This window comes from Henriciella algicola (assembly GCF_003576245.1).
Lineage (GTDB): Bacteria > Pseudomonadota > Alphaproteobacteria > Caulobacterales > Hyphomonadaceae > Henriciella > Henriciella algicola.
In genome coordinates, this window is the sequence record NZ_QWGA01000003.1 from 479,129 (window position 1) to 505,001 (window position 25,873).

The window sequence follows — 25,873 nt, forward strand, 5'->3', positions numbered from 1 at the left end:
ATCGCCTTAAGTATATGAAAATACGTCATATTTTGATTGTGAATAATGGGGCGAGCCGTTCTGGCTACGGAGCCTTATCAATCTGAATAATTTCAGAAAATGAGGCGGCAATCATGTGTGCCCCTGCCGCTTCGAGACGTGCGGCGAGACCTCTATCGGCATGCGCGCCGCCAGTAAAGCCGGCGACCGTCATCCCCGCCGCGCGCCCCGCCCTCACACCGTTTTCGCTGTCTTCTATGACGAGGCACCGTGCGGGAGGCGTGCGCAACTTGTCTGCTGCGTAGAGAAAGAGATCGGGCGCAGGCTTTCCATTCGCGACGAGGTCTGCGGAATAGACGTGGGCCCCGAAGGCGGGCGCGAGGCCTGTCAGTTCAAGCTTGCGGTGGAGTTTGTCCCGCTCTGAGGAAGAGGCAACCGCCACGGGTCCATCGAAACCCGTCGCGAGGTCGAGCGCGCCGTCTATTGCCGAAAGTTCCGCCTCAAAGCGCGTCCAGATCGCAGCCTGAATGATCGCCGGGAAATTTTCAGGCAGGTCCATGCGCCGGTCGTGCGCGTCCTGGCGGAGGGCGGCGTGATAGTCGCGATTATGGAGGCCGACAAAGCGGGAGAGGTACTCTTCATCGTCATAGACAAGGCCCCAGGTGGACAGGTGCTCACGCTCTACCGCTATGGCGATGACCTCGGAATCGACAAGAACGCCGTCGCAATCGAAGATGATAGCTTCTGGTTTTTCCACTTAGCGGCGTCCGAATAGCTTTTCGATGTCGGCGAGTTTCAGCTCGACATAGGTCGGGCGGCCATGGTTGCACTGGCCTGAATAGGGCGTGGCTTCCATCTGGCGGAGAAGCGCATTCATCTCGTCGGCATTGAGACGGCGGCCTGCGCGGACCGCCCCGCCCTTGCAGGCCATATTGCCCATGATGTCCTCGAACCGCTCTTTCAGGGCGAGGCCTTCCTCATACTCGGCAAAGTCATCGGCAAGGTCCTTGATGAGGCCTGCGGCGTCCATATTGCCGAAGAGGGCGGGCGTTGCGCGGACGCAGACGGCCCCTGCCCCGAAGGCTTCGATCTCTAGCCCCATCTCTGCGAGCTCATCAGCGCGGTCGATGACGCGGGCGGCTTCGTCTTCGGTGAGTTCGACCACTTCGGGGATGAGGAGCGCCTGGCGTTTGACGCCGTCGGCAGCCATCTGCGCTTTCATCTGCTCATAGACGAGGCGTTCGTGGGCGGCATGCTGGTCAACGATGACGATGCCGTCGCGCGTCTGTGCGACGACATAGGTTTCGTGCAGCTGGGCGCGGGCGACGCCGAGCGGGAAGTCGTGCTGTGTTGGTTCTGGCTGAGGCTCAAACCGGGCGGACGGGGCATCGTAGCGGCCGCCATCCTCAGCAAAGCCAGAGGCAGACGCCTGCGGCGCGGCCCAATCCGGCATTGGCTGGGACGGTGCCTGCGGACGTGGCGGCGTGCTGCCATAGCTGTCGCGGAACAGGCTGGAGCGGTCCCAAACCGATGGCTGCGGCAGGGGCTGGTCCTTGGGGCGTTCCTCGCCCTGCATCTTGCCGAGGGCGTAGCCTGCCACTGTCGTGCTGGCGCGGTGGCCGGCAGCTGCCAGCGTATGGCGCAGCGTGCCAATGATGAGGCCGCGCACATTACCGGCATCGCGGAAGCGGACTTCGGTCTTGGCCGGGTGCACGTTCACGTCGACAAGTTCCGGATCGCAATCGACGAAGAGCGCGGCCATGGGGTGGCGATCGCGGGCGAGGAAATCCTGATAGGCCGCGCGGATCACGCCGGTCAGCATGCGGTCTTTTACCGGGCGGCCGTTCACGAAGAGGAACTGGTACTGGGCGTTGCCGCGATTGAGCGTCGGCAGGCCTGCGAAGCCAGAGAGCGTAACGCCGTCGCGCTCTGCCTCAATGGCGAGGGCGTTCTCACGAAACTCGCGCCCCATGATGGAGCCGAGACGTTCCAGATCGCCCTCAGGAGTTGCCTGATGGGCGGCATAGCGGAAGACGTTGCGGGCATTGCTTTCGAGCGAGATGGAGACGTCCGCATTGGCCATGGCCAAGCGTTTGACCGCGTCGGTAACGGCCATTGTCTCGGCGCGTTCCGACTTCATGAATTTCAGGCGGGCCGGCGTCGCATGGAAGAGGTCACGCACTTCGATGCGCGTGCCGGTCTCTCCCCTGCCCGTCCAGGCGGCGGGCTTTGGCCCTTCAACGCGGCCTGCTTCAACGAAGACTTCAGACGCATCTTCGCCTTCGGCCTTGGAGGTCAACGTCATGCGCGAGACGCTGGCGATGGACGGCAGCGCCTCACCGCGAAAGCCCATCGTATGAATGTTGAGGAGATCGATCCGGCCATCTTCGCCGGGCGCAAGCTTTGAGGTCGCGTGACGCTCCAGCGCCATCAGGATCTCAGGCCCGCTCATCCCGCAGCCATCATCCTCGATGATGATGCGCTTGAGACCGCCGCCTTCGATGGTGACAGAAATGGCGCGCGCGCCTGCGTCCAGTGCGTTCTCGACCAGCTCCTTGACGGCCGCCGCCGGGCGTTCGACGACTTCACCTGCCGCGATACGGTTCACCGCATCAGGAGGCAGCTGGCGGATCGTTGGCCGGGCGGAGAGGCGTGCAGAATCAGGCATGAGCCGGTCAGTGTATCAGGCTTTGAGGGCGGGCTGCAGGGGGCGATGGCGGTGTGGTGGCAGGCATTTTCGGGACGGTGGCCGACGGATCTTAGCGAGAGAGCCCCCTTCGACCCGCATTCGCTGGCCACTTCCCCTGCGTGCGGGGGAAGAAGGACTTACTCTGATGGTGTGCCATCCTCCCCCGTTTACGGGGGAGGTGCCCGGCAGGGCGGAGGGGGCGCGTGGATACAAAAAAGGGCGGCCCGTTGGGGCCGCCCTTTTCGATTTCTGCGACGAGGTGAACCCTAGCGGTTCGGGTCGCGGACGGCGTCCGGGGCCTCGTCGATATTGCTCTCTTCCATGTCGCCAGCTTCGTCGACATCGATCTGGCCGAGCACAGGCATTGGCAGGTCGGCGGTCACTTCGATGCCTTCTGGCTCACCAACGACGATGAAGGTGAAGTTCGATGGCTGAAGGTATTCAGCTGCGATGCGGTTCACATCTTCGAGCGTCACCGCTTCGACCATTGCGTTGCGGCGGTCGAAATAATCGACGCCGAGGTCTTCGAGACGCGCGCTCATCAGGCCGGACGCGATCTTCGCATTGCTGTCGAAGGAAAGCGGGTAAGAGCCAGTGAGATAGGCTTTTGCGTCAGACAGTTCCTGTTCGGTGATGCCCTCGGCAACGATCGTTTCCATCTGGGCGGTGATGCCCGCGATGAAGTCGGCCGCGCTTTCGTTCTTGGTCTGGCCGCCGCCCGTCCAGAGGTTGAGATGATCGCTGGTCGAAATGCCGGTATAGATACCGTAGGTGAGGCCCTTCTCGACGCGCAGATCCTTCATCAGGCGGCTTTCAAAGCCGCCGCCGCCGAAGGTGTAGTTCAGCACATAGGCGGGGAAGAAGTCGTCATCGTCACGCGCCATGGTTGGCGCGGTGAAGGTCACGAGGCTTTGCGGCTGTGGCAGGTCCACGACGACGGGGGCCGTCAGCGGATCATTGAGCGCCACGTCTTCGATACCTTCGACATTCGATGTTGCCGGAAGGCCTGCCAGCGCTTCATCGAGAAGCGGGGCCAGCTCTTCAGGTGTCATCGCGCCGACAGCGGTCACATAGAGGCGGTCACCTGCCATGATCGCGTCCTTGCGCTGTGCCACCATTTCAGTGGTGAGCGCATTGATGCTGTCAGCGGTCTTGATGCGCGAGAAAGGATGGTCCGGCATGAGAGCCTGCGCGCGCGCCTGACCGGCAAGGAAGCCGGCATTGGTTTCGCGCGTGCGGATGCCGATCAGCTCTTCACGCTGGAAACGGGCGAACGGCTCCTGGTCGAAGCGCGGCTCGTTGAGTGCGAGGGCGATCATTTCCATCGCTTCGTTCGCATTGTCGGTCAGCATGTTGGCTGAGCAATAAGTCGTCTCGCTATCGGCGCCGCAGCTAAAGCCCATATTGAGCTCTTCCATGCGGGTCGCGAAGGCGAGCGAGTCCATGTCACCGGCGCCCTCATTCATGAGGTAGGTGACCGCGTCGGTGAGGCCTTCCATGCCTTCCGGGTCTGTCGCAGAGCCGGTTTCCCACGCCATGCGAAGCGCCATGATCGGAATGGACTGCTCCTCGACCAGCCAGACGGAAATGCCGCCGGGCGTGGTGAATTGCTGGATCGTCGCGAAGTCGCCTTCGTGCACGGTCACGTCGATACCGGTCGAGCCCTCGGTGGTTGCCTGTTCCTGCGCAAGCGCAAGTGGCGCGGCAGCGAAAAGGGCGGCAGCCATTGCGCTGCCCGCAGCTAGTTTGAGCTTATTCATCGGTCTGGCTCTCCTCAGCGGTCTGCTCTTCTTCTTCAGGAAGCAGGTGGGCCTCGATATAGTTCTTGTCTTCGCCGAGTACGCGGCGGAGCGCGGCAATGGCGTCGTCAGCGGTGACGCGGCGGATGTCGTCTGGATAGTTCATGACATCCTCAACCGTGCCGCCAACAGCAAGCGTGCGACCGTAGAGGTTCGCCATGCCAGCCTGGCTGTCACGCTGATAGATGGCCGACGCGGCGAGTGAATTGCGCGAGCGCTCAACCTCTTCATCGGTGAAGCCATTGGCCAGAACGTCGTTCACGACAGCCATATAGGCCTCTTCGAGTGCGTCCAGAGATACGCCATCGCTTGGGGAGGCCGACAGGACTGCCGGGGCCGTGTCGTGCAGCGACAGCCATGCACCTGCGGAGGCATTGTTGGCGATCTTCTGGTCTTCGACGAGCGCCTGATAGAGGCGGCTGGTGCGGCCACCGCCCAGCACGTCGAGTGCCACGTTCAATGCGTAGGCAAAGTCGCGGTCCTGCGTGAAGGAGGTGGAGAGATACCAGCGTTCCCATTCTGGCTGGCGGACTTTCGGATCGCTGTGAGTGATAAGCTGGGTCTCAGCCAGAGGCTGGACGTCCTGCCAGCCACGCTGCGGGATCTCATCGCTGGTCGACTCGATCTGACCATAGGTGCGCTCAGCTAGGGTGCGGACCTCTTCAGGGGTGACATCGCCCGCGACGATAAGGATCGCCTCTGATGGTGTGTACCACTTGTTGTAGAAGTCGAGACCGTCCTGCGGGGTCAGCGCGCCGACCTCTTCCATCTTGCCGATAACGGTGATGTTGTAAGGGTGGTCCTGATAGAGCGCGGTCATCACCTGCTCCTGCAGTATGACGCCCGGATTGTTGTCGATGCGCTGGCGGCGCTCTTCCTTGACGACGTCGCGCTCAGAGATGAACGGGCCTTCCGGATCATCATTGATGATGAGGTCGGTCATCCGCTCAGCCTCGAGCTCCATCATGCGCTCAAGCTGGCCTTTTGCCACGCGCTCATAATAGGCGGTGTAGTCCCAGGATGTGAAAGCGTTGAGCTGACCGCCATTGCGCTGGACGATGGTGGTGAACTCGTCAGGGCCGATATCGTCGGTTTCCTTGAACATGACGTGTTCAAAGAGGTGCGCGATGCCGGACTTGCCCTCGTCTTCATCGACCGCGCCAACCTTGTACCACACCATATGTGTGACCACAGGTGCGCGGTTGTCGGGAAGGACGACGACGTCCATTCCATTTTCGAGTTCAAAAGTCGTTGGCGTCCATTCCGCCTCCGACGTGTCAGCAAAGGCGAGGCCGGCGCCAAGACTTGCTGCTGCCAGACCCCCCGCAAGAAAAGCTTTCATCATATTCCTCCGTAAAGCTGTCTGGTTTTTTTGGCATGTAGGATTTTGGCTTACGTGCCTGGAAGTTTGATCCGCTCCCCGCTGCCGCGCTGGATGGAAACAGGCTGGTCGCCCGTGGCGCTGTCAGAAACCGTGCCGTCGCCGGTGTAAGAGATGATCTGGTCGGAATCCTCTGGCGTCTTGCGCACGAGGCCGCCTTCTTCATAGTCGACGATGGAGCGGATGCGTGGATTAACGGCGTTCGCACCTGCTGCGGTGACGAGCGCGCGCTCTGCTGCGCTGGCATCGGCGCCGAGCTGGGTACCGAAAGCGGCAACCGTCGTGTCGCGCGAAGCGTCTGCTTCAACCGGAACAGATGTACCAGCGCGCGGCGGACGAAGATTGTATTCCGGCGGGACCGAAAGCGGCGCTTTCGTCACAACACGGAACTCATCAGGGCCGGCGTTGCTGGAGCCGCCACCACCTGGAAGGATGGAACAGCCACCGGCGGCGAGCAGCATGCTCATTGCGGCCGCGGTCAGGATCGATTGTTTAGGCGCCATCTTCATGTCTCTCCACTCCATTCAAGCGGGATTGCGTTCATCCGGTTTAGAGCGCGACATTAAAAACTGATCGAGAAACAGCAAGAGCGCGCCGACAGTAATTGCCGCGTCAGCAATATTGAAAACCCACGGAAAGCCAACAGCGACGCCGCCGATATAGGTGCCGAACCATGGCCCCGAAAAATCGAGGAAGTCGACGACAGCGCCAAAGCGGACGCGGTCAATGAGATTCCCGACCGCCCCGCCGATGACGAGGGACAGCGAGAGCGCCGTGAACCAGCGTTCTGCCCGTGTGAGCCAGTAGGCAAAACCAACCGCGATGCCAGTCGTCACCAGCACCAGGATCCAGCGCATGATGCCGGAAGACTGAAAGGTGCCGAAGCTGATGCCGCGGTTCCACAACATGGTGAGGTCAAAGACGGATGAGAGCTCGATCCGGCCACAGCGAATGGTCGGATCGAGACAGCCGAGCGCGTTGAAGGCCGGGGTTTCCAGAACCACCCATTTGGTGAGCTGGTCGGCAATGATCACCAGAGCGATCAGCGCCGCCCATCTCCAGACATGCCCGGCAGCGTTCATCAGTTAGCTTCCCTGATTTCGCGGACAGCTTCTGCGTCGCGCGGTGTGATGTCCGGATAGGCCGGATCAGCGGTTTTCGGATCGAAATACTTCCAGCTGCGGGCGCATTTGACGCCGTCAGCCTTCTTCGGAAGCACAGCAACGCCCGGCGTATCATCGAGGTGATAGGCAGCCAGTGTGCCCGCGCCCTCGATCAGCTTTGCGCCGGAGGTGATGAAGATGTCGGCCGGGCTTTCGCCATCAAAGGCTTCGATCAGCGAGGTATCCTGGATGTAGACTTCGGGGGCCGCTTCCAGTGAGGCGCCGATGCGCTTTTCGCGGCGCTCGACTTCCAGCGCGCCAGTGACGACGCGGCGGACCTTGAAGATCTGCTCCCAGCGCGCGGCATGGGCAGCGTCGAGCCAGCTGTCGGGGGTCTGCGGGAAGGTCAGAAGGTGCACGCTGTCAGCCTTGCCTGCGATATGGCTCATCAGGAAGGCTTCTTCGGTCGTGAACGGCATGATCGGGGCAAGCCACGCCAGAAGACGTTCCAGCACCAGCGCCATGACCGTGCGGGTCGAGCGGCGGCGGATATCGGACGGCGCATCGCAGTAGAGGCTGTCCTTGCGGATATCGAAATAGATCGCCGACAGGTCCACGCCGCAGAAGTTCAGCATGGCCGACATGACGCGCTTGAAGTCGAAGGCCGCATAGGACTTGCGAACCAGTGCGTCGCTTTCAGCAAGGCGGTGCAGCACCCACCGCTCAAGGCCGGGCATGTCCCTGGCGTCGACTGCTTCGGCCTCGTCATAGCCGTCGAGCGCACCGAGAAGGTAGCGCAGCGTATTGCGCAGTCGGCGATAGGATTCGGCGTTCGTCTTCAGGATATCGTCAGAGATACGCAGGTCTTCGGTGAAGTCCGAAGACGCAGTCCAGAGGCGTAGGATTTCGATGCCGAACTGGTCAGCGACCTGTTGCGGCTCAACCGTGTTGCCGAGGGATTTCGACATCTTCTTGCCCTCGGAATCGACGATGAAACCGTGGGTGACGACCTGTTTGTAGGGTGCCATACCGCGCGTTGCACAGTTCTCGAGAAGCGAGGACTGGAACCAGCCGCGGTGCTGGTCAGAGCCTTCGAGATAGACGTCGGCCTGGCCGGTCTTCTCATCGATGATGCCGCGATCGCGCAGGGTGAAGGCGTGGGTGGTGCCAGAGTCGAACCAGACGTCGAGCACGTCGGTGACTTTTTCCCAGCCTGCCGGATCAGCAATGCCGTCGAGGAATTTGGCAGGCTCAGCCGAAAACCATGCCTCAACGCCTTCAGCCGCGATGGCATCGAGGATGCGCTTGTTGACCTCTAGCGCCTTGTCTTCTGGCAGTGCGTAGGTGTGCGGCTCACCGTCAGGGCTGACCAGAAGCGTGATCGGCACGCCCCAGTTACGCTGGCGCGAGATGAGCCAGTCAGGACGGTCGGCGACCATCGAGGTGATACGGTTGCGCAGCTGCGGCGGCACAAAGCCGGTGTCTTCCAGCGCCTTCAGCGCCAGATCGCGCAGCGGCGCGGTGCCATTCGCACCCGGCTTGTCCATGGCGATGAACCATTGCGGGGTTGCCCGGCGGATGACCGGTGCCTTGGAGCGCCAGGAGTGCGCATCGCGGATCACGGTCACACCGCGCGAGAGGAGGTTACCCGCCTCAGTCAGCAGGCGCATGACTTCCTGATTGGCCTTGCCCTGCTCACCGCGCTTCTTGCCGGAAGTGCGGATGATATCGAGCCCCTGCAGCGCCTCTGGCAGCTCGGGATGCTCATAGACGCCGTCCTCATTGACGATGTCGCGGATATCGCTGGCTGTGTGGCCATTCGCGATCCAGACGAGGAAGTCGTCCTCACCATGGGCAGGCGCGGTGTGCACGAAGCCCGTACCGGCATCGTCAGTGACGTGGTCGCCGGCAAGCATCGGCACGTCATGCTTGTAGAAGTCAGACAGCTCGTTCAGCGGGTGCGAGAGCGTCCAGCCCTTTGGGTCGATATCGCTGACGCGCTTGAAGCCGGAGACCTTCGCGCTGTCCATCACGGCTTCAGCGAGGGCGTCGGCCAGCACATACTTGTCGCCGGGCGCTGCGAATGGCGCAAAGCCGAGCTCTTCCTCGCTCATCACGGTTTCGACCTCATAGAGGCCGTAGGAGATGTTCGGATTGAAGCTGACCGCCTGGTTTGCAGGGATCGTCCACGGTGTTGTCGTCCAGATGACAACAGAGAAGTCTTCGCCCTGAACGGGGAACTTCACCCAGATCACCGGGACCTTGCGGTCGTGGTATTCGACTTCGGCTTCGGCGAGGGCCGTGCGCTCTACCGGAGACCACATGATCGGCTTGGAGCCGCGCACGAGGCGGCCGGACATGGCGACCGAGAGGAACTCGCGAACCGTGGCGGCTTCGGACTCAAAGTTCATGGTGAGGTATGGGTTGTCCCAGTCACCCTCTACCCCGCAGCGGCGGAAGCCCTGCTTCTGGACCTCGATCCATTTGGCCGCATAGGCGCGGCAGGCGGCGCGGAACTCGTCACCCGGCACGTCATCCTTGCCGCGTCCCTTGGAGCGGAACTCTTCTTCCACTTTCCACTCGATCGGCAGGCCGTGACAGTCCCAGCCCGGGATGTAGGAGGCGTCATAGCCCAGCATCTGGTGGCCGCGTACAACAAGGTCCTTGAGGATCTTGTTCATGGCGGTGCCGAGGTGGATCGGGCCGTTCGCATAGGGTGGGCCGTCATGCAGGATGAAGGGCTTTGCGCCGCGCGCCTTTGCCTCTTCGCGCATGCGATCATAGAGGCGCATCTCGTCCCAGCGCTCGATCCATTTCGGCTCTGCCTTGGGCAGGCCGCCGCGCATCGGGAATTCGGTTTTCGGCAGGAATAGCGTGTCGCGATAGTCGTTCGCGGCTGTCTTGGTGTCGTCGGTCATAGCAGGTAAGTCAGTCTCGAATTAGCAGGTCGGTTGCAAGCGGAAATAGCAAGGCCCCGGCACCGCGCTTCACCTGCCCAAGGGCAGATCAGCACGCCGCCGGGCGGCTAATTCGAATTATGAAAGCGGGAACGCCATACATCATGGGCGAAGCCTCTAGCAGGCAGCCTGCAATGTGTCACCCGCCAAAGGCGGGCACAGCCCTACTGCTCGAAGAAGTACTCGACGACGCCGGGAACGATGGCGAGGAAATTGTCGAGATTGATCTTGATGTTCGCTTCACTCATCCCGCCATCGAGGATCACATAGCGCGAGACACCGACCGACTCTTCCAGACGCCAGACGCTGACCGCTGCGCGCTCCAGATTTGCCCGGTTCACCTTGTCCAGCGTGACCGCATCGGTCGCCTGAAAGCGTGAACTCATGATGATGCCGCGGCAGGCACCATCGTCGCAGGCGGTCCCTTCCATGTAATAGGTGACACCGTTTGGCGTCTCGGCGCGAAGGGAGTTCTCCGTCGTCTCTCCAAAGGCGACGACTTCGTGGCCCGCATCGGTCGCAAAGCGCTCAAGGTCCTGCAGGGTGACGGACTGGACCGTCGCCTGCGCACTGGCCGCTCCGGCGAGCGTGAGCATTGCGGCAACCGCATAGACTGGTTTCATTCTGGGTGTCCCTTCGACTGTGCGTCCTGACTTAATTATACGAACGGGACAGAAAGTCAGGAGTTGCTAGCGACCTGCGGACAGGTGGCGGCGCGCCTCTTCCTTGTCGCGGTGCATTTGCTCGACCATGTCGTCCAGCGACGGGAAATGCGCTTCGGGCCGCTGGAAGCGGACAAGCGCGACCTCGAGATACTGGCCGTAAATGTCCCGGTCGAAATCGAAGATGTAGGTTTCGAGCAGCGGATCACGCAGGCCCGTCGTTGGCGTGCGACCGAAATTGGCGACGCCATCCAGCCAGTCCCCCGTGCCCGCAATACGCGCACGCACGGCATAGACACCGTGGCGCGGATGGATCAGCGAGCCGAGGCGGATGTTCGCTGTCGGAAAGCCGATGGTGCGCCCGCGCTGCTCGCCCTTTTCCACATGGCCATCCGCGATCCAGTCATGGCCGAGCATCTCTGCAGCGCGCTGCGGCTCACCGGCGATGAGGGCTTCGCGGATGGCTGTGGAGGAAGCCTTGATGGCTTCGGGGCCTTCGACTTTCTCGACCACGGTTACATCGAAACCGAAGGAGCGGCCAAGCGATGACAGCCTGTCAGCATCCCCCATGCGCCCACGGCCGAAGCGGAAGTCGAAGCCGACCGCGACATGGCTGACGCCCAGACCTTCATGCAATACGTGGCGGCAGAACTCCTCATCGGTCATCGACGCCATCTGGCCGTTAAACGGAAGCTCGAACACAGCCTTCGCGCCAAGCCCGATCAGGCGGGCATTGCGCCGGGCCGGCCGGTAGAGGCGGAATGGCGGATCGTTCGGCCGGAAGAAGGCGCGCGGCGGCGGCTCGAACGTCGCAACACCAAGCGGGTGCGCCTCAACGCGAGCGGCATCGATTACAGCACGGTGGCCGGGATGCACGCCGTCGAAATTACCAAGCGCCACGGAATAACCGCGCGCCGAGGCAGGCAGATTGCGATAGTCGGCATGAACCGCCATCAGCGCGCCTTACGCCTCCTTGCTCGGAACCATGACCTTGGCCTCACCAGCCACGACGGGCTTGTCTTTGACGAGGCAGGTAATCTTGAGCGTCACGCGATTACCGCGCTCGAACATCTCAGTGATCTCAGCGCGGGCCGTGACCGTGTCGCCAATGAAGACCGGGCGGCGGAAGCGCATTTCGAGATGGGTGAAGATTGCACCCGGGCCTGGCAGATCATTGCCAAGGATGCCGGAGATATAGGACGCGGTCAGGGCACCATGCGCGATGCGCTGACCGAAAGGGGTCTTCTTGGCATACTCCTCATCCATGTGGATGGGGTTGTAGTCACCCGACACCTTGGCGAAGAGGTCGATGTCTTCAGCCGTAATCGTATGGACGGTCTCATGCGCCATGCCGACGCTGAGTTCCTCAAACTTGTATCCATCCTTCGCATTCATGCGGGTATCTCCGAAGCTATTTTTCCGGTCTGTTACAATGGGCGGGACGTTTCGTCACCACCTTAGGGCTGGCATGGCCCAGCGGGCCTCAGCGTCATACTCCGACAGAAGGACTTCGAGTTCGCTTTCGAAGTCATTGCCATGCTCTGCGAGGCCCGTGCCAACATAGAGGCCATCAAAGCCCTGATCTGCGGCACCGCGCATGTCAGTTGCCGGACTATCGCCGATACAAAGGACGCTTTCAGGCGCCTTGCCGCCAATCTCTGCGGCGCGCGCAAGAGAGAGGCGGTAGATCGGCTCATGCGGCTTGCCAGGATAGATGACCTTGCCGCCCTCTTCCTCATAGATCGCGGCGAGTGCGCCCGCGCACCAGATAAGCTGGTCGCCCACACGCACCTTGATGTCCGGATTGGCGCAGATCATCGGCAGGCCGCGCTTTGCGCCGAGTTTCAGCTCTTCGCGGTAGGCTTCAGGATCGTCTTTCTTTTCATCCTCGAGGCCAACGCAGAGAACTGTTTCGGCATCTTCCGGGGAGGCGAAATTAAGGTCGAGCCCTTCGTAGAGGAATTTGTCCCGCTCCCAGCCGCTATCGACGCCGAGGCGCCAGATCTTCTCATCGCGGCGGCGCGAAAGCTCATCGCGCGTCGCATCGCCGGAAGATACGCAATCATCAAAGACCGCATCCGGCACGCCCATCGGACGGAAGTAGGAGATGACCTGCTGCTTCGGCACGGGCGCATTGGTGATGAGAACGACTGTCCCGCCGGCTTCGCGGAACTTCACCAGTGCCTCGCAGGCCGGCTCGAATGCCTTGCGGCCATTATGGATCACGCCCCAGACATCGCAGAGGATCGTGTCGTATTTTTCGGCGATCTCACCGAGACCGGAAATATGCTGAGGTTTCGTCATGGCCGGTCAGTTAGATGGCAGGGCATGTCCGGTCAAACCGGATGTGCGCGCGCTCAGCCAAAGGCAGACAGGCGGTCGATGAAATCCTGCGGCGGGGCCGTTTCCTGCATCAGGGACGACTTGATCGGCTTTGGCGCGCCAAAGACATGCCCCTGGCCGAACGGAATGTCGTATTCGAGGATTTCGACGACGCTGACTTCTTCTTCCATCTTCTCTGCGATGAGGGTCACGCCGAAGCGAGAGCAGACGGCGGCGACTTCCTCTCCAGACAGACGACGATTGATATTGGACACAGGACGCGGTCCGGACGGGTCCCGCAGCTGTTCGATCAGCGTGTCACCGTTCACCTTCACAAAGCGCACGCCCGATTCCTGAAGGCGCGGCAGGTCGAGGGCAAGGTCGCTCGCATGGTCGATGGAGAAACGGAAGCCAAGCTGGATCAGCTTTTCCATTCCCTCACGCATCTGGCGCGAGCGGTTCTCGAAGCGATCCGCCGGAATCTCAAAGATCAGCGCACCTGCAAGGTCCCGGTTCTCTTTCATGAACTCCAGAAAGTGCGGGAAGAATTGCGGGTCGGTGAGCGAGTTCGGCGAGATGTTGCAGAAGACACCGACGCGGCGGTCGCGCTCTGCGAGACGGCGAACGATCTGCACGCAGCGGAACAGGAGCATATTGTCGAGCACACCCAGCAGGCGGGCACGGCGGGCGGCATCGAGGAAGTCGGCAGGCAGCAGGATAGAGCCATCCGCCTCACGAAGGCGGGTGAAGCCTTCATAGAAGGCGACGCGGCGCTGGGGCAGCGACACGATCGGCTGAAGGTGAAGGTCAACGCGGCCATCCTGAAGCGCGGCCTTTACGGTGCGCAGCAGGGCATCATCCTGCGGCGCGATGGGCTCACTCGTTTCACGCGACAGCTTGGTCTCGAAGCTCTTGGCGAGGCGGTCGATGAGGCCCTCAAGCTGGCGCATCTCTGTGACGAGGGCGTCGCGGCGCTCAGATAGCTCACTCTTGAGGGAGGCTTCGACTTCTTCGCTGCGCGTTTCAATCCGCGTCATGCGCTTGTCGTTTTCCTCGTAGGACAGCTCCAGCGCGTCCATCCGGTCTGAGCTGTCAGCCGCCGTGATGACGTGGGAGAAGAGGAGGTGGAACTGGCCAAGCAGCGCGGTCGTCACAGCGCCAAGCGCAATGGCGACAGGAATGCTCAACCCTGCATAGGAAACGAGCCCGAAACCGAGCGCGCTACCGAGAGCGATGTACAGGATGAAGAGAATTCCGGTCATGCTGGTGATGTGCCCCGTCGTCGCTGAAGCTTAACAATAAGCCCCAAAATGTTAACGAATTGGTAGTATAGGAACTGATTTGCGCTCGTTGCCAATGCGCGAGATGGCGAGAAGCTCCGTGGCAAACATGACACAGGTTTCATAATTGACAGCCAGCGCCCCAGTTTTCCCTTTCGGGCCGGACCTTTCCGCTTTAGTTAAGATGTGTGAACCGAAGCCTGAATGTCCGCGGCCAATTTGGCCGGACGGGGGCGTCTCGGGGGAGACCGGGGTCCTGCACCAGCAGGACCCCGATGCTTTTCTAGCCACCATCCATGTGCAGGAACTGCGTGCCCTTGAAGGGCCAGCTTCCACCAAATTCCCCATCAATGCAGGCGATATCGACACGTGAGACGTCCACCGCGATGTCGTTTCGGGCGATATCAGGGGCACCGCAGGGCTGGATGACCAGCGTGTGCCAGTTCTCATCCACATCGCGGTAATCGACGCGGTAGCTGAGGCGGTCATTCATGCCCACGCTCGCCTTGACCTTGAGGTCGCCTGTATAGAAGACGACGGCGTCCTCCACCACCTCATGCCCCGTCTCCAGCAAGGCAGCATCAAAGCCTCCCGCGGGGGCGCCGTCCTCAACGAAGATGAGCGCGTCAGAGACTTCATAGGCGCGGTTCAGCCCGTCGATTACTGTACTGGTGCCCGAAGGCCCGCTAACCGAAAGCGGGCCCGGCCGCCCTGCCTGCCAGCTGAGATTGCGTACCTCATCCAGCCCTTCGATATCTTCAGGGCGGAGCGAATAGAGGAAGAGCCCGTCGAGGCGGGCAAGTTCAGCGCTCGATAACTCGTTTCCAACACCTGCGGGTGCGCCGAAGAGGAGGCGTTTGCCCCCTGCCCGCGCGAACAGGCAGATGGAGGTCGCAGACCGGCTGCAGGGCTGTATCGCAAAATCTGCAGGGCGCACCTCGCGCTGAGGCGGGGCGACCTCTTCGGTCGCATTGATACGGCCTGGCAGTTCAGGCCCGCGCATATCGCAGCCCGCCAGAAGAAGAACGAGAACCGAAAGGATAAGGGGAGCGCGCATGGGCGGTCAGCCGATCCTCATCGTATCAGGTTCGGCGATCACCGGGTTCTCCAGCGTTCCGACATTCTCGATCTCGACGCGGACCCTGTCGCCCGGTCTCAGCCATTTCGGCGGCGTGTGGCCTGCGCCAACACCGGCAGGCGTGCCGGTGAAGATCACATCGCCCGGCTCCAGCGTGAAGGCGGCAGTGAGGTGGGCAATCTGCTCCTCAATCGTGTGGACCATGTCCGAGAGCTTGGCTTCCTGACGCAGTTCATCATTGACGTAGCCGCGAATGGCAAGCGGGCCGAGATCGCCCAGCTCGTCCAGCGTGACGAGGTGCGGGCCGAATGGCGCGTGGGTGTCGAAACCCTTGCCCATGATCATGGTCGGGCTCGCCTTCTGCCAATCACGCACCGAGCAGTCACAGCCGCAGCTGACCCCTGCAATGATATCGAACGCCCTCTCCTTCGGGACGTGGCGGCCATACTTGCCAATGACGAGGACGAGTTCTGCCTCATAGTCGAGCTGCTCGGAGACTTTCGGCACGTGGATCGGCGCGTCCGGGCCATTTGCGGCGGTCGACTGCTTGTTGAACCACTTCTGCACTTCCGGCTTGTCGTTCGAGATGAAGCTGACGCTTTCGGCGACATGAGCGGCGTAATTGAGACCGATGGCGAGGATCTTGCCCGGTCTGATAATGGGCTGGCGCAGCTTCACATCGGACAGCGCAAGCTTCGTCCCGTTGCGGGCGGCCGTCTCGAGCGTTGGCAGGTCGCCGAGGTGCTGGCTTAGACAGCCGCGCGCCGCTACGAGGACAGCCTCACCCTCGACAAGACCGCACCAGACGTCGCCTTCGTGATCAAAATTTGCCCATCTCATGTGGCTTATCTGCCTCCCTTCAATGGAAATCGGATGAGTTGCGCCAGTAGCAGGTTTCTACCCGGCCAATACACCTCTAACGATGGCGTTCAGGTCTAGTATGAATTTCCGGGAGTGCAATGGAATCCGGGATCAGGGCACGCGAATGCAGCCTGTCGGCTATTCTCGCTCCGGGTATTCTTCTCCGGATGCCGCCCTATCAGCGTAGCTATGCCTGGCAGGGCGATGAAGTTGGCGAATTGCTGAGCGACCTCTGGCGCGCAGCGAGCCGAGGCAAGCACCATTTCATCGGCGCTATCGTTCTGGTGGAGATGGATGATCGCAATTTCCTCGTCGTCGATGGTCAGCAGCGCCTGACCACGCTCTCGATGATCCTTGCCGTGCTGCGCGATCTGGAAACCGATCCGCACTACAAAGCGCTGGCGCACACGATGATTGGTGACCCCGACCGGGCCAATCACGGTGATGACAATGCCTGGCGCCTGACGCTGAACCACATCGACACCCCCTATTTCCGTGAGGCCGTGCAGACCGAAGGCGCGACCCGGCAACGAGATGCCGAAGCGGGCCAAGCCACCAATCACGGTCGTATGTCGACCAATCTCGACCTCATCGAGAGCCACCTCTCACGCCTAAGCGCTAGCCAACGCAGGCAGCTCTTCGAGACGATCCGTGACAGGATCATGCTGGTGCGTGTCGTCGTGCCCGACTGGGATGGCGGCTATGACGTGTTCCGCGTTCTGAACACGCGCGGCAAGGCGCCGAATACGCACGACATCATCAAGACAGAAATCCTGCAGCGCGGCGACTTCACCGAAGATGAGGCCAGCGCCCATGCGCGCCGATGGCTGGACCATGAGTCAAAGCTGGGCGCGAACGGGCTGGACGATCTACTCAACTATATCCGCCAACTCTATTCGCGAAGCTCCAAGGGCAAGGTCACGGCGGAGTTCTCGAAAGCCGTGCTTTCCAAGGTCGATGCGCGCACATTCCTGGACGAACACCTGCCGGACTATGTGAGCACCTACAACGCTATCCTGCGCGGTGAGCCGGACTATGGCGCCTTTAGTGAAGCCGTGCGCAGCCCCATCAACCATCTGCGGCTGCTGGACCACCATCTCTGGCGCGTACCCGCGCTGGCCTATCTCTACCGCCAGCGCGAGAATGGCGCAGAAGCGGCAGAGTTCTTCAGCCTGCTGGAGCGGTTCGGCTTTGTCATGATGCTGTACGTCACGAACAGTGACGCCCGCCGCAAGCAGTATGCGCGCCTGACCAAGGCCATCCTGGACGGGAAACCGCTTTTCCATCGCAACGGACCGCTCAATTTCTCGCGGGAGGACAAACGCCGGATCCGCGAGCGGCTAACGGGCCGGTTCGTCAATTTCATGCAGCGAAGAGCTGTCGCACTTCGCCTGAATGCCGCGCTTGAAAACGGCCAGCAGATTTCTTCGGATGAGGATGCAAGCGTCGAACACGTCTTGCCGCGCATCGTACCAGAAGAGAGCCACTGGAACCGCATCTGGCCGAGCGCAGCCGTGCAGCGGGAATTGGCAGAGACGGCCGGCAATTTCGTCATCGTGCCGCGCCATGTGAACAGGATCGCGGACAGGCTCGAGTTTCGCGAGAAGAAGAAGCTCTATTTCGCTGACGGCGTCAGGGTGTTCGCGCTGACAGAGGACTTGCGCGGGCGAGAAACCTGGACGCCGGATGATGTGCGCGAGCGCACAGAGCAGCTTGTCGATATTCTGATGGGAGTCTGGTTTCCTGAGCCGCTCGGCTGATCAGGTAAAGCGGAACTAGCTCAGCGTCTCGCCAGTCGTGTCGTTCGCTGCATAGGCCGCAGCCATCTGGTCAGCAGAAATTCGCGCGCCATCGATGACATTTGCCAGCACGCGTAGAGCCGCCTCGGTTTCGCGACGCTCCCGGCTTGCTTCGCCTTCAACCACGCCCGTCGCTTCAGCGAAGCTACGATAGCATTTCTGAGCAGTCACAAGGGCGCTTTCAAAGCTAATCAGATCTGCGCGCTGCACCTCGCCTGACTCCAGCAGGGCCGTCGCGATGAGATCAAGTTCCTGAAGGCTGCGGGCAGCTGTGGCCGCATCGGCCTCTACAGTCGCGAAAATAGCTGCAGGTTCCTCGGCCGAGGCCGCGATGGTCTGCGCATAGCTTTGCGACGTCACGTCCGCGGCAGACTGATCGGCCCCGAAGAGCATGTCAGCGAGGCCCGACAGGCCGCCTGACTGCATGACCCAACCTTCATCTGCCGCCATAGCTTCGAAGGCTTCTGCACGTTCGCGGACTTCAGATTGTTGCTCAGTCAGTTCTGTCTCGACGATTGCCTGTTTGGAGACCATCGAAACTGTGGTGCAGCCAGTCAGCGCCAGAGTTGCAAGACAGAAAAGAAGAGGTTTCATATACTGGTACGACCCGTGCGGTCTTAATACTTTTACTGCGTTTACACATACAGGTTGGAGTTTTGACGTCCAGACCCTTATGCCAATCTAGTTCACATACAGCGGTAAGCGTTCAGACAAGGTTTATAGATGCTCAAACTTTACCCACCTATTGACACTAACAGGTCAGGCCGCCTGAGGGTTTCAGACCTGCACGAGATTTATTGGGAAGAATCGGGCAACCCCGACGGTATCCCTGTCATTGGTGTGCATGGTGGCCCGGGTGGTGGCTCCAGTCCGGAGATGCGCCGCTTCTTTGATCCGAAACTCTATCGCATCATCCTGTTCGATCAGCGCGGCTGTGGCCGGTCCACGCCTCATTCGGAACTGGAAGAGAATGATACCTGGGCGCTGGTCAGTGACATGGAGCGCATCCGCGAAGCGCTTGGCGTCGATAAATGGGTGGTGTTTGGTGGCTCATGGGGCTCGACCCTATCGCTCTCTTATGCGGTGACCCACACAGAGCGCGTGCTTGGTCTTATCCTGCGCGGTATCTTCCTCATCACCGAGGCAGAGATCCAGTGGTTCTACCAGGATGGCGCAAGCCGCATCTTCCCGGACGCTTTCGACCGCTATGTCACCCCTATTCCTGAAGAAGAGCGCGGCGACCTGCTGACCGCTTTCCACAAACGCCTGACCGGCAGCGACCGGCGCGCGCGCATCGAAGCGGCCAAGGCCTGGGCGTGCTGGGAAGGCGAGACGATTTCGATCAAGGGTCCGGATTCTCGCCCGGCCAAGTTTGAAGAAGACAGCTTCGCCGACGCGTTTGCACGCATTGAGTGCCACTACTTCGTCAATAAGGGCTTCTTCCCTGAGGATGGCTGGCTATTGAAGCAGGCCAAGGAGAAGCTTGGCGGCGTGCCAGGCATCATCGTCCACGGCCGGTATGACGTTGTGACCCCGATCGGCACCGCGTGGCAGCTGACAAAAGCATGGCCTGACGCGAAGCTTCACATTGTTCCGGATGCAGGCCACTCCAGCCTTGATCCCGGTATAGTGGACCAGCTGATTACCGCGACGCGCGCTTTCGCCAAGAAGTTCAGTTAAAGTCGCAGTCTACCCCAAAAGATAAAGGGCGCCCCATCAGGAGCGCCCTTTTTTTGTTTGTATGGGTTCGGGCCGCGTGAGCCTGAGCTCACGCAGACCGCTTCGTCCCTCAGGATAGCGTTTCAGAGCCCGCGCCGGCGTCGGTCTCCGTTTCTTCTGCCGGTGGCTGAACGTCGAGTTCTTCCACCGGAGCAAGCTCATTGTTCGGGCCTAGCAGCTGGGTCATGAAGCCCGGCAGCTGCACGTTGTATTGCTGCTGGATCTTGTCGAAGAAGCCGAAGAACAGGACGAAGCCTAGGAAGGCCGGCACGAACCAGCGCATCAGGAAGCGCCAGACATTCATCGTGAAGCCTTCGCCGATTTCGCTGGTCATCATGTCGCGTGACAGGACCCAGCCGGCGAAGATCACCGCGAGCAGACCGCCGAGCGGCAGCAGGATGTTGCCGGTCACGAAGTCCACAAAGTCGAGATATTCGAGCGAGAACACATAGGCCGCGCCGACGACGAACAGGATGAAGCCCATGCCCATCGCTGCGCCAAGACGGGTTACGCCCTGACGCTCTTCCAACCATGAGACAGACACCTCAAGCAGGGAGATGGACGAGGTGAATGCCGCAAACAGAGCGAGCGCAAAGAACACCACTGCGATGATCGCGCCGCCCGGGATGGAGCCAAAGGCAACTGGCATCGACACGAAGAAGAGGCTTGGGCCGCCGGCAGGGTCGAGGCCTGCAGCGAAGACAACCGGGAAGATCGCAAAGCCTGCAACAAGCGCCACCATCGTATCGGAGCCTGCGACGATACCGGATGAGCGCGGGATATTGGTCGAGCGCGAAAGATAGGCGCCATAGGTGATCATCAGGCCGACGCCGATACCGATAGAGAAGAAGGCCTGACCGATCGCTTCGAGGAAGGTGTTGAAGCCAACCTGGTCCCATTTCGGGGTCAGCAGGAATTCTGCGGCGCTGGCAGCGTCACCGGTCGCCAGACCAAAGCCCACCACCACGACAAGCATGATGAAGAAGGCCGGCATCAGGATGGTCGCCGCGCGCTCAATACCGCCTTTCACACCGCGGCCCACGACCGCGATATTGGCGATCAGGAAGATGGCGAGCAGAAGTAGCATATACCATTTGGACACGAGCGGATGCTCGCCCTGACCAATCGTGTTGTTGAAGTTCGCGCCAGAGCTTGCCGCATCCATCCCGGTGAAATTGCCGCCAAGCGCCTGCAGCGTGAAAGCCATGAGCCAGGCGGAAATGACGACGTAGAAGCTGAGAATGAAGGTGGCTGTGATCGTACCGACCCAGCCAACAATGCCCCAGTTCAGGGATTTTGATTCTGCGCGAGCCAGCGACTGGACGCCTTCAATGGCCGACATGCCGGATTTCCGGCCCATCGAATATTCCGCCATCAGAAGCGGAAGACCCACAAAGGCAACGCAGAGCAGGTAGATGATGATGAAGGCACCGCCCCCATTTTCACCTGCGGTATATGGAAACCGCCAGAAATTACCGAGACCTACCGATGAGCCGACGGCGGCCATGATGAAGCCGAATTTCGACCCCCATGTCTCAGTTTTGCGGCCAATTTCCATTATCTGCTCCCCTCGTGAAATGAATTTTGCCGGACACTAGCTTTAGTGGGACAAAGGTCAACGCAGCTGTCCACACAGAGGTCAAATCATCCCCTGCGTGCTGAGCCGCTCGTCGCGGCCAAGGTGCACGGAAAGGAGGATGCCAAAACACGCCATTGTCGTGAACATCACCGTACCACCATAGGATACGAGCGGAAGCGGCACCCCGACAACCGGCACCAGCCCCAGCACCATCGCGACGTTGAACAGGATAAAGAAGGCGACTGTTGCGACGCAGCCAACAGCCGCGAACCGGCCAAAGATCGAGGCCGAACGTCCCGCAATCACAAGCCCCCAAGCGAGAATAACCGCCCAGAGAAGCAGAAGCCCTGTCGCGCCGAGAAAGCCGAACTCTTCTGCGATCACGGTCAGGATGAAGTCTGTGTGCTGTTCGGGGATATAGTCGAGTTGGGCCTGGGTACCTTCCATGAAGCCCCTACCCTGCCAGCCGCCAGACCCGATGGCGATTTTCGCCTGCTCGATCTGGTAGCCATCGTCGAGCGTGTTCACGGCCTGACCGGTCAACTGGGCAAGGAATGTGTTCACGCGCTCTCGCTGATAGTCCTGCAACACGAACATGTAGATCGGCCACACACTTGCGAGGCCGGCAACGAAGACAGCAGCGATGACGCGATAGTAGAGACCCGCGAGGAAGATGAGGACGGCGCCAGATGCGATGAGCGCCAGCGTCGTCCCGAAGTCAGGTTGTTTGAAGATGAGCGCCGCCGGGACAATGATAATGAAGAGCGCCGGCAGGTGGATGAAGAACCGACCGGACTGGAAGGTAAGATTGTTATGGTAGTAGCGCGCCAGCGCGAGCGTGAGCGCAAGCTTCATGAACTCTGACGGCTGGACGCCAATCGGGCCAAGCTGCAACCAACGCGTCGCCCCGCCCCTCGTCAGGCCGAACAGCTCCACACCGATCAGCATGGCCAATGTCACGAAATAAGCCGGCCACGCAGCCCTGAGCCAGATGCCGATTGGCACGAGTGCGATGACAAAGAGGATGCCGAGCGAAATGGCGAAGCGCACCGCGTGACGGGCCGGAAGGCCAGCCTCTTCGGGGTTTGTGAATGTCGAGGAATAAAGCGCCGCCGTGCCGATACAGGCGACGGTGATCAACATCAGGACCAGCCCCCAAGGCAGCTCGCCCAGCGTCCCTGCAAAGGTCCGGTCTTCAAATCTAATGGCAGAGGCGCGCGCAGCTCGCGCCATTATGGTGTGCCCCCGCTATTGCCGGTGCGCGGCGCAGAAGCCGTCTGCTGCCAGCGGGCGGCGGCGCGAGAGTCGCGCTTGATTGCGGTCGCGAGGATATCGCGGGCAACCGGCGCAGCGGTACTGGAGCCGCCCTCACCATGCTCGACCACGACGGAGATGGCGTACTTCGGATCGTCCGCAGGCGCATAGGCGACGAACAGTGCGTGGTCGCGAAGACGGCGGGCGATCTCCTCACCCTTGAGCACGCCCGAGCGTCGTTCGGCTTCGGAGATGCGGCGCACCTGCGCGGTACCTGTCTTGCCAGCAAGGCGCGGTCCGCCAAGGCCAAGGTCGCCTGAGCGCCACGCCGTACCGCCTGCTTCTGAGGTCACGCCGTACATGCCGTCCATCATGCGTTGCATGTGATCGGGGTCGAGCGGCTCTGCATACGGGATCGGTTTGTCCGGGCGTGGGCCCTCGCCGATGATGTATGGCTCGATCAGCCTGCCCTTTGCCGCGATGCGCGCAGACATGAGGGCCAGCTGGAGCGGCGAGGTGGAGAGGTAGCCCTGCCCGATGCCGTAGTTCAGCGTTTCACCTTCATACCATGGCTCACCGAGGGCCGCGCGTTTCCACGCATCATCAGGCACGGTGCCACCGCGTCCGCCCGTAAGGCCAAGATCCCAGACCTGCCCGAAGCCAAAGCGGCGCGAGACGTCAGCCAGGTGTTCGACTCCCACGCGGCGCGCAATCTCATAGAAATAGACGTCGCAACTGCCCTTCATGGCCCAGTGCATGTCGACATTGCCGTGGCCGCCGCGCTTCCAGCAGTGCCATGTACGGTTACCGAAGCGATAATAGCCATTGCAGTGGACGCGCTGATCCGGGTTGATCCCCGCTTCCAGCGCAGCCGTCGCGACGACCATCTTGAAGGTGGAGCCCGGCGGATAGGTGCCGTCATATGCCTTGTGGTAGAGCGGTGAGCGGTCATTCTCACGCAGCTCATTGTAATCGGCATAGGAAATGCCGTTCACGAAGTCGTTCGGATCGAAGGCGGGGGTCGACACGAAGGCGAGGATTGCGCCCGTCTCAATATCCAGCACGACAGCCGCGCCGCTTTCATCACCGAAGCGATCAATGGCGGCGCGCTGGAGCTCCGCATCGATGGTGAGTCCGATGTCGCGGCCCGGGGTCGGCGCGAGGTCTTCGCTTTCCAGTTCGCGGATGACGCGGCCAGCAGCATTTGTCTCGAGACGGCGGAAGCCCGGCTCTCCGCGCAGCCATGTCTCCGCCGCACGCTCAATGCCGGAACGGCCCGTGCGCATATCCGGGTGGCGGAAGAGGCGCGCCAGCAGCGAGGCTTCTTCCGGCGATGCATTCTCTGTCAGACGTGACAGGTCGTCAGAGCTTGCCTTCGCCACATAGCCCAGCACATGCGCAAGGTCGCGGCCGCGCGGATAGGAACGCGTTGCCGCCATGTCAGCGCGAACGCCCGGCATATCAGCTGCCAGCAGCGTCATGCGGGCGAACTCTTCATAGGTGAGCTCACTCTTGACGATGGTCGACTGGAAAGAGGCTTGGCTACGCGCCTGCTGGATCACGCGCTGGCGCTCATCCATCGGCAGATCGATATGGCGCGCAATTTCTGCGAGGGTCGCATCCATATCCGCGGTCTGCTCGCGAACAATGGAAACGCGACCTGCCTGACGATGCGAGGCAAGCGGAACACCAAAGCGGTCATAGATCGCACCGCGGATTGGCGGCGCAAGGTCGAGCTTTACGCCATTCTCATTCGCGATTTCCTTGTAGCGCTCGCCCTCAAAGAGCTGCAGCTGGACAAGGCGGGCGACCAGGCCAGAAAACATGACACCGCCAGCCGCACCTGTGATGATGGTGCGCCGGTTGAGCCTGGATTCGAAGTCGAGTTCACTGCTCATGACATGCTTCCCGCGAGTGGGCCGACCCTACGGCCAAGGTCAAAGACGGGTGCTGTAAGGATATGCAGAATATACGTGACTACAAACACATTCACCAGTGGCGACAGCTGAACGAGGTGGTTGCCTGAGAAGCTCGCAAACAGCCAGACGAGTATGAATGAGACTGCATAAAGCACGACGGGCGCGACCGTGCTGATCAGCGGATTGCGCTCCCGGTCAAAACTGCGCGCGATGAGCGAGCTTGCGCCATAGGCGGCCAGATTGATGAAGCCGAAACAGCCAAGCGGCGCATAGGCGCTGACGTCCTGCGCCAGTCCGAAGATCACGAGCACCACCATTGGCCGGAAGCCAAGACCGCTGCGCCCCCAACCAATGGCGGCAACGAGAGAGGCGTATGGCCAGACCAGTTCGGTATCGAAGAGCGTTTTCGGAGTAAGACCGATCAGGCCGATGGCAGCGACGATGAGCGTGCCAATGAGGAAGCGGCTCGTCGGGCCGGTTTCGGCCCAGATACCAGCAATGGCAGAGAGACGTTCAGACTTGCGGCGTCTTGCCATTCTCAACCGCCCCCCGGTGGGCCGGCGTCAGGCAGGTTCTCTGATGCAGCCGTCTCTGCGGCAGCGTCATCCGCCGCGCCCTCAACAGCCGTTTCACCTTCCTCGGGCAGCACTCCAGCTGGAAACTCTTCAGGGCGCGGGATCTGCATGCTCGGCATCAGGCGCACAAAGCCGCCGCGGCCGCGATTCATGCCGAACTCAACACGAAGCGTCCCGCCGCGTTCAACCACCTCACCGACGACGATGCCGCGCGGAAAGATTCCGCCTTCGCCAGAGGTGAGAACCCGCTCGCCCAGAATGAAGTTGCCGCGCTCTGGAAGGTCCGTCAGCGTGCCGAGGTCATCGCGGTCACCGAACAGGATAGCGCGCATGCCGCTCGCCTCGCCCATGACAGGAACGCGCGAGTTGAAGTCCGCCACGAGCAGCACGCGGGACGACCGCTCGCCAATCTGGACAACGCGCCCAACGAGCCCGCCCTCATTCTCTGCATAGGCGCCCGGCTCCACACCCTGTAGCGTCCCGGCATTAACAAGGATTGCCTCACGGAACGGTCCGTTCGTTTCAGAAGTGATTCTGGCCGTCACACCGCGTACGGGCGGTTCACCCATGACATTCAGCATATCCTCATAGGCTTCAAGGCGCGCGGCCATGGAAATCGCCACGGAGCGATAGCGGGTCAGCTCGCGGACTTCTGCTTCAAGCTCACGGATACGTTCATCGCGCGCGGCCTTGCCAGAGATACGGTCCCAGAGGCCGGGACGGGCAGAGCTGGCCAGCTGATCAGCGGCGACAGTCCGCGCCGGATCAATCCAGGCGCGCAGGCGCGGAGACGTCTGGGCCAGAAGCACAGCGAATAGCACGACAAGCCCTACGATGAGGGCGTATCGGCGTACTGGCCGGGCTTTCAGTCTTTTTCCACGCAAACGGGCCATGGTTGTCCCTTGTTGCCTCCCCAC

At 61.2% G+C, this 25,873-nt stretch carries 22 protein-coding genes; 2 read left to right on the forward strand and 20 right to left on the reverse strand.

Annotated elements, in window-relative coordinates; genetic code table 11:
• Positions 1-64: 64 nt before the first annotated feature.
• From D1222_RS02815 to D1222_RS02880, 14 genes are all read right to left on the reverse strand, one after another.
• Positions 65-736 (reverse strand): HAD family hydrolase, encoded by a 672-nt coding sequence (locus D1222_RS02815; protein ID WP_119452711.1) that lies wholly within the window; start codon positions 734-736, stop codon positions 65-67.
• On the reverse strand, positions 737-2,647 hold the full coding sequence (mutL, locus tag D1222_RS02820) for a DNA mismatch repair endonuclease MutL (RefSeq protein WP_119452712.1): 1,911 nt from the start codon (positions 2,645-2,647) through the stop codon (positions 737-739).
• 287 nt (positions 2,648-2,934) lie between these two features.
• The gene (locus tag D1222_RS02825; RefSeq protein WP_119452713.1) at positions 2,935-4,428 is read right to left on the reverse strand and encodes a M16 family metallopeptidase; all 1,494 of its coding nucleotides are present in this window, start codon (positions 4,426-4,428) and stop codon (positions 2,935-2,937) included.
• On the reverse strand, positions 4,421-5,809 hold the full coding sequence (locus D1222_RS02830; protein WP_119453698.1) for a M16 family metallopeptidase: 1,389 nt from the start codon (positions 5,807-5,809) through the stop codon (positions 4,421-4,423). Before D1222_RS02830 ends, D1222_RS02825 begins: the two co-directional genes overlap by 8 nt.
• A gap of 50 nt (positions 5,810-5,859) precedes the next feature.
• Entirely contained in the window at positions 5,860-6,351 is a 492-nt protein-coding gene (locus D1222_RS02835; protein WP_119453699.1) for a DUF3035 domain-containing protein, read from the reverse strand.
• 21 nt (positions 6,352-6,372) lie between these two features.
• The gene (gene lspA, locus D1222_RS02840; RefSeq protein ID WP_119452714.1) at positions 6,373-6,930 is read right to left on the reverse strand and encodes a signal peptidase II; all 558 of its coding nucleotides are present in this window, start codon (positions 6,928-6,930) and stop codon (positions 6,373-6,375) included.
• Positions 6,930-9,869 (reverse strand): isoleucine--tRNA ligase, encoded by a 2,940-nt coding sequence (gene ileS, locus D1222_RS02845; protein ID WP_119452715.1) that lies wholly within the window; start codon positions 9,867-9,869, stop codon positions 6,930-6,932. Before ileS ends, lspA begins: the two co-directional genes overlap by 1 nt.
• 203 nt (positions 9,870-10,072) lie before the next feature.
• Positions 10,073-10,531 (reverse strand): YbjN domain-containing protein, encoded by a 459-nt coding sequence (locus tag D1222_RS02850; protein ID WP_119452716.1) that lies wholly within the window; start codon positions 10,529-10,531, stop codon positions 10,073-10,075.
• 66 nt (positions 10,532-10,597) lie between these two features.
• Positions 10,598-11,524, reverse strand: coding sequence for a riboflavin biosynthesis protein RibF (gene ribF, locus D1222_RS02855; protein WP_119452717.1), 927 nt, complete (start codon positions 11,522-11,524; stop codon positions 10,598-10,600).
• 9 nt (positions 11,525-11,533) lie between these two features.
• A complete protein-coding gene (locus tag D1222_RS02860) occupies positions 11,534-11,965 on the reverse strand; it encodes a MaoC family dehydratase (protein WP_119452718.1) in 432 nt (143 codons plus the stop codon).
• A 54-nt stretch (positions 11,966-12,019) separates the two neighbouring features.
• A complete protein-coding gene (locus tag D1222_RS02865; protein ID WP_119452719.1) occupies positions 12,020-12,874 on the reverse strand; it encodes a TIGR01459 family HAD-type hydrolase in 855 nt (284 codons plus the stop codon).
• A 53-nt stretch (positions 12,875-12,927) separates the two neighbouring features.
• Complete coding sequence (locus tag D1222_RS02870) at positions 12,928-14,154, reverse strand: EAL domain-containing protein (protein WP_119452720.1); 1,227 nt, start codon at positions 14,152-14,154, stop codon at positions 12,928-12,930.
• Positions 14,155-14,455: 301 nt separating this feature from the next.
• On the reverse strand, positions 14,456-15,229 hold the full coding sequence (locus tag D1222_RS02875) for a hypothetical protein (protein WP_119452721.1): 774 nt from the start codon (positions 15,227-15,229) through the stop codon (positions 14,456-14,458).
• 6 nt (positions 15,230-15,235) lie between these two features.
• The gene (locus D1222_RS02880) at positions 15,236-16,090 is read right to left on the reverse strand and encodes a fumarylacetoacetate hydrolase family protein (protein WP_119452722.1); all 855 of its coding nucleotides are present in this window, start codon (positions 16,088-16,090) and stop codon (positions 15,236-15,238) included.
• Between the two features lie 119 nt (positions 16,091-16,209).
• On the opposite strand from D1222_RS02880, the gene D1222_RS02885 reads away from it, so the two are divergent.
• A complete protein-coding gene (locus tag D1222_RS02885) occupies positions 16,210-17,871 on the forward strand; it encodes a DUF262 domain-containing protein (RefSeq protein ID WP_119452723.1) in 1,662 nt (553 codons plus the stop codon).
• 15 nt (positions 17,872-17,886) lie between these two features.
• On the opposite strand, the gene D1222_RS02890 is transcribed toward D1222_RS02885, so the two are convergent.
• Positions 17,887-18,504, reverse strand: coding sequence for a hypothetical protein (locus D1222_RS02890; protein ID WP_147371803.1), 618 nt, complete (start codon positions 18,502-18,504; stop codon positions 17,887-17,889).
• 129 nt (positions 18,505-18,633) lie between these two features.
• Between D1222_RS02890 and pip the strand changes: the two genes are divergently transcribed.
• Complete coding sequence (pip, locus tag D1222_RS02895; RefSeq protein WP_119452725.1) at positions 18,634-19,590, forward strand: prolyl aminopeptidase; 957 nt, start codon at positions 18,634-18,636, stop codon at positions 19,588-19,590.
• A gap of 109 nt (positions 19,591-19,699) precedes the next feature.
• Here the strand turns inward: pip and D1222_RS02900 are convergent, their stop codons facing one another.
• From D1222_RS02900 to mreC, 5 genes are all read right to left on the reverse strand, one after another.
• Complete coding sequence (locus D1222_RS02900) at positions 19,700-21,187, reverse strand: sodium-dependent transporter (RefSeq protein ID WP_119452726.1); 1,488 nt, start codon at positions 21,185-21,187, stop codon at positions 19,700-19,702.
• Between the two features lie 81 nt (positions 21,188-21,268).
• Positions 21,269-22,441: a rod shape-determining protein RodA gene (rodA, locus tag D1222_RS02905; protein ID WP_119452727.1), complete on the reverse strand. Its 1,173-nt coding sequence runs from the start codon at positions 22,439-22,441 to the stop codon at positions 21,269-21,271.
• Positions 22,441-24,360, reverse strand: coding sequence for a penicillin-binding protein 2 (gene mrdA, locus D1222_RS02910; protein ID WP_119452728.1), 1,920 nt, complete (start codon positions 24,358-24,360; stop codon positions 22,441-22,443). The genes rodA and mrdA overlap by 1 nt, the downstream gene beginning before the upstream one ends.
• Positions 24,357-24,917 (reverse strand): hypothetical protein, encoded by a 561-nt coding sequence (locus D1222_RS02915; RefSeq protein ID WP_119452729.1) that lies wholly within the window; start codon positions 24,915-24,917, stop codon positions 24,357-24,359. Before D1222_RS02915 ends, mrdA begins: the two co-directional genes overlap by 4 nt.
• Positions 24,918-24,919: 2 nt before the next feature.
• On the reverse strand, positions 24,920-25,849 hold the full coding sequence (gene mreC / locus D1222_RS02920) for a rod shape-determining protein MreC (protein WP_119452730.1): 930 nt from the start codon (positions 25,847-25,849) through the stop codon (positions 24,920-24,922).
• Positions 25,850-25,873 lie beyond the last annotated feature (24 nt).

Excerpts from the sequence above, each read along its gene's own strand:
- mutL (WP_119452712.1), bottom strand. The coding sequence starts at position 2,647 with ATGCCTGATTCTGCACGCCTCTCCGCCCGGCCAACGATCCGCCAGCTG.
- D1222_RS02825 (WP_119452713.1), bottom strand. The coding sequence starts at position 4,428 with ATGAATAAGCTCAAACTAGCTGCGGGCAGCGCAATGGCTGCCGCCCTT.
- D1222_RS02830 (WP_119453698.1), bottom strand. The coding sequence starts at position 5,809 with ATGAAAGCTTTTCTTGCGGGGGGTCTGGCAGCAGCAAGTCTTGGCGCC.
- D1222_RS02835 (WP_119453699.1), bottom strand. The coding sequence starts at position 6,351 with ATGGCGCCTAAACAATCGATCCTGACCGCGGCCGCAATGAGCATGCTG.
- lspA (WP_119452714.1), bottom strand. The coding sequence starts at position 6,930 with ATGAACGCTGCCGGGCATGTCTGGAGATGGGCGGCGCTGATCGCTCTG.
- ileS (WP_119452715.1), bottom strand. The coding sequence starts at position 9,869 with ATGACCGACGACACCAAGACAGCCGCGAACGACTATCGCGACACGCTA.
- D1222_RS02850 (WP_119452716.1), bottom strand. The coding sequence starts at position 10,531 with ATGAAACCAGTCTATGCGGTTGCCGCAATGCTCACGCTCGCCGGAGCG.
- ribF (WP_119452717.1), bottom strand. The coding sequence starts at position 11,524 with ATGGCGGTTCATGCCGACTATCGCAATCTGCCTGCCTCGGCGCGCGGT.
- D1222_RS02860 (WP_119452718.1), bottom strand. The coding sequence starts at position 11,965 with ATGAATGCGAAGGATGGATACAAGTTTGAGGAACTCAGCGTCGGCATG.
- D1222_RS02865 (WP_119452719.1), bottom strand. The coding sequence starts at position 12,874 with ATGACGAAACCTCAGCATATTTCCGGTCTCGGTGAGATCGCCGAAAAA.
- D1222_RS02870 (WP_119452720.1), bottom strand. The coding sequence starts at position 14,154 with ATGACCGGAATTCTCTTCATCCTGTACATCGCTCTCGGTAGCGCGCTC.
- D1222_RS02875 (WP_119452721.1), bottom strand. The coding sequence starts at position 15,229 with ATGCGCGCTCCCCTTATCCTTTCGGTTCTCGTTCTTCTTCTGGCGGGC.
- D1222_RS02880 (WP_119452722.1), bottom strand. The coding sequence starts at position 16,090 with ATGAGATGGGCAAATTTTGATCACGAAGGCGACGTCTGGTGCGGTCTT.
- D1222_RS02885 (WP_119452723.1), top strand. The coding sequence starts at position 16,210 with ATGGAATCCGGGATCAGGGCACGCGAATGCAGCCTGTCGGCTATTCTC.
- D1222_RS02890 (WP_147371803.1), bottom strand. The coding sequence starts at position 18,504 with ATGAAACCTCTTCTTTTCTGTCTTGCAACTCTGGCGCTGACTGGCTGC.
- pip (WP_119452725.1), top strand. The coding sequence starts at position 18,634 with ATGCTCAAACTTTACCCACCTATTGACACTAACAGGTCAGGCCGCCTG.
- D1222_RS02900 (WP_119452726.1), bottom strand. The coding sequence starts at position 21,187 with ATGGAAATTGGCCGCAAAACTGAGACATGGGGGTCGAAATTCGGCTTC.
- rodA (WP_119452727.1), bottom strand. The coding sequence starts at position 22,441 with ATGGCGCGAGCTGCGCGCGCCTCTGCCATTAGATTTGAAGACCGGACC.
- mrdA (WP_119452728.1), bottom strand. The coding sequence starts at position 24,360 with ATGAGCAGTGAACTCGACTTCGAATCCAGGCTCAACCGGCGCACCATC.
- D1222_RS02915 (WP_119452729.1), bottom strand. The coding sequence starts at position 24,917 with ATGGCAAGACGCCGCAAGTCTGAACGTCTCTCTGCCATTGCTGGTATC.
- mreC (WP_119452730.1), bottom strand. The coding sequence starts at position 25,849 with ATGGCCCGTTTGCGTGGAAAAAGACTGAAAGCCCGGCCAGTACGCCGA.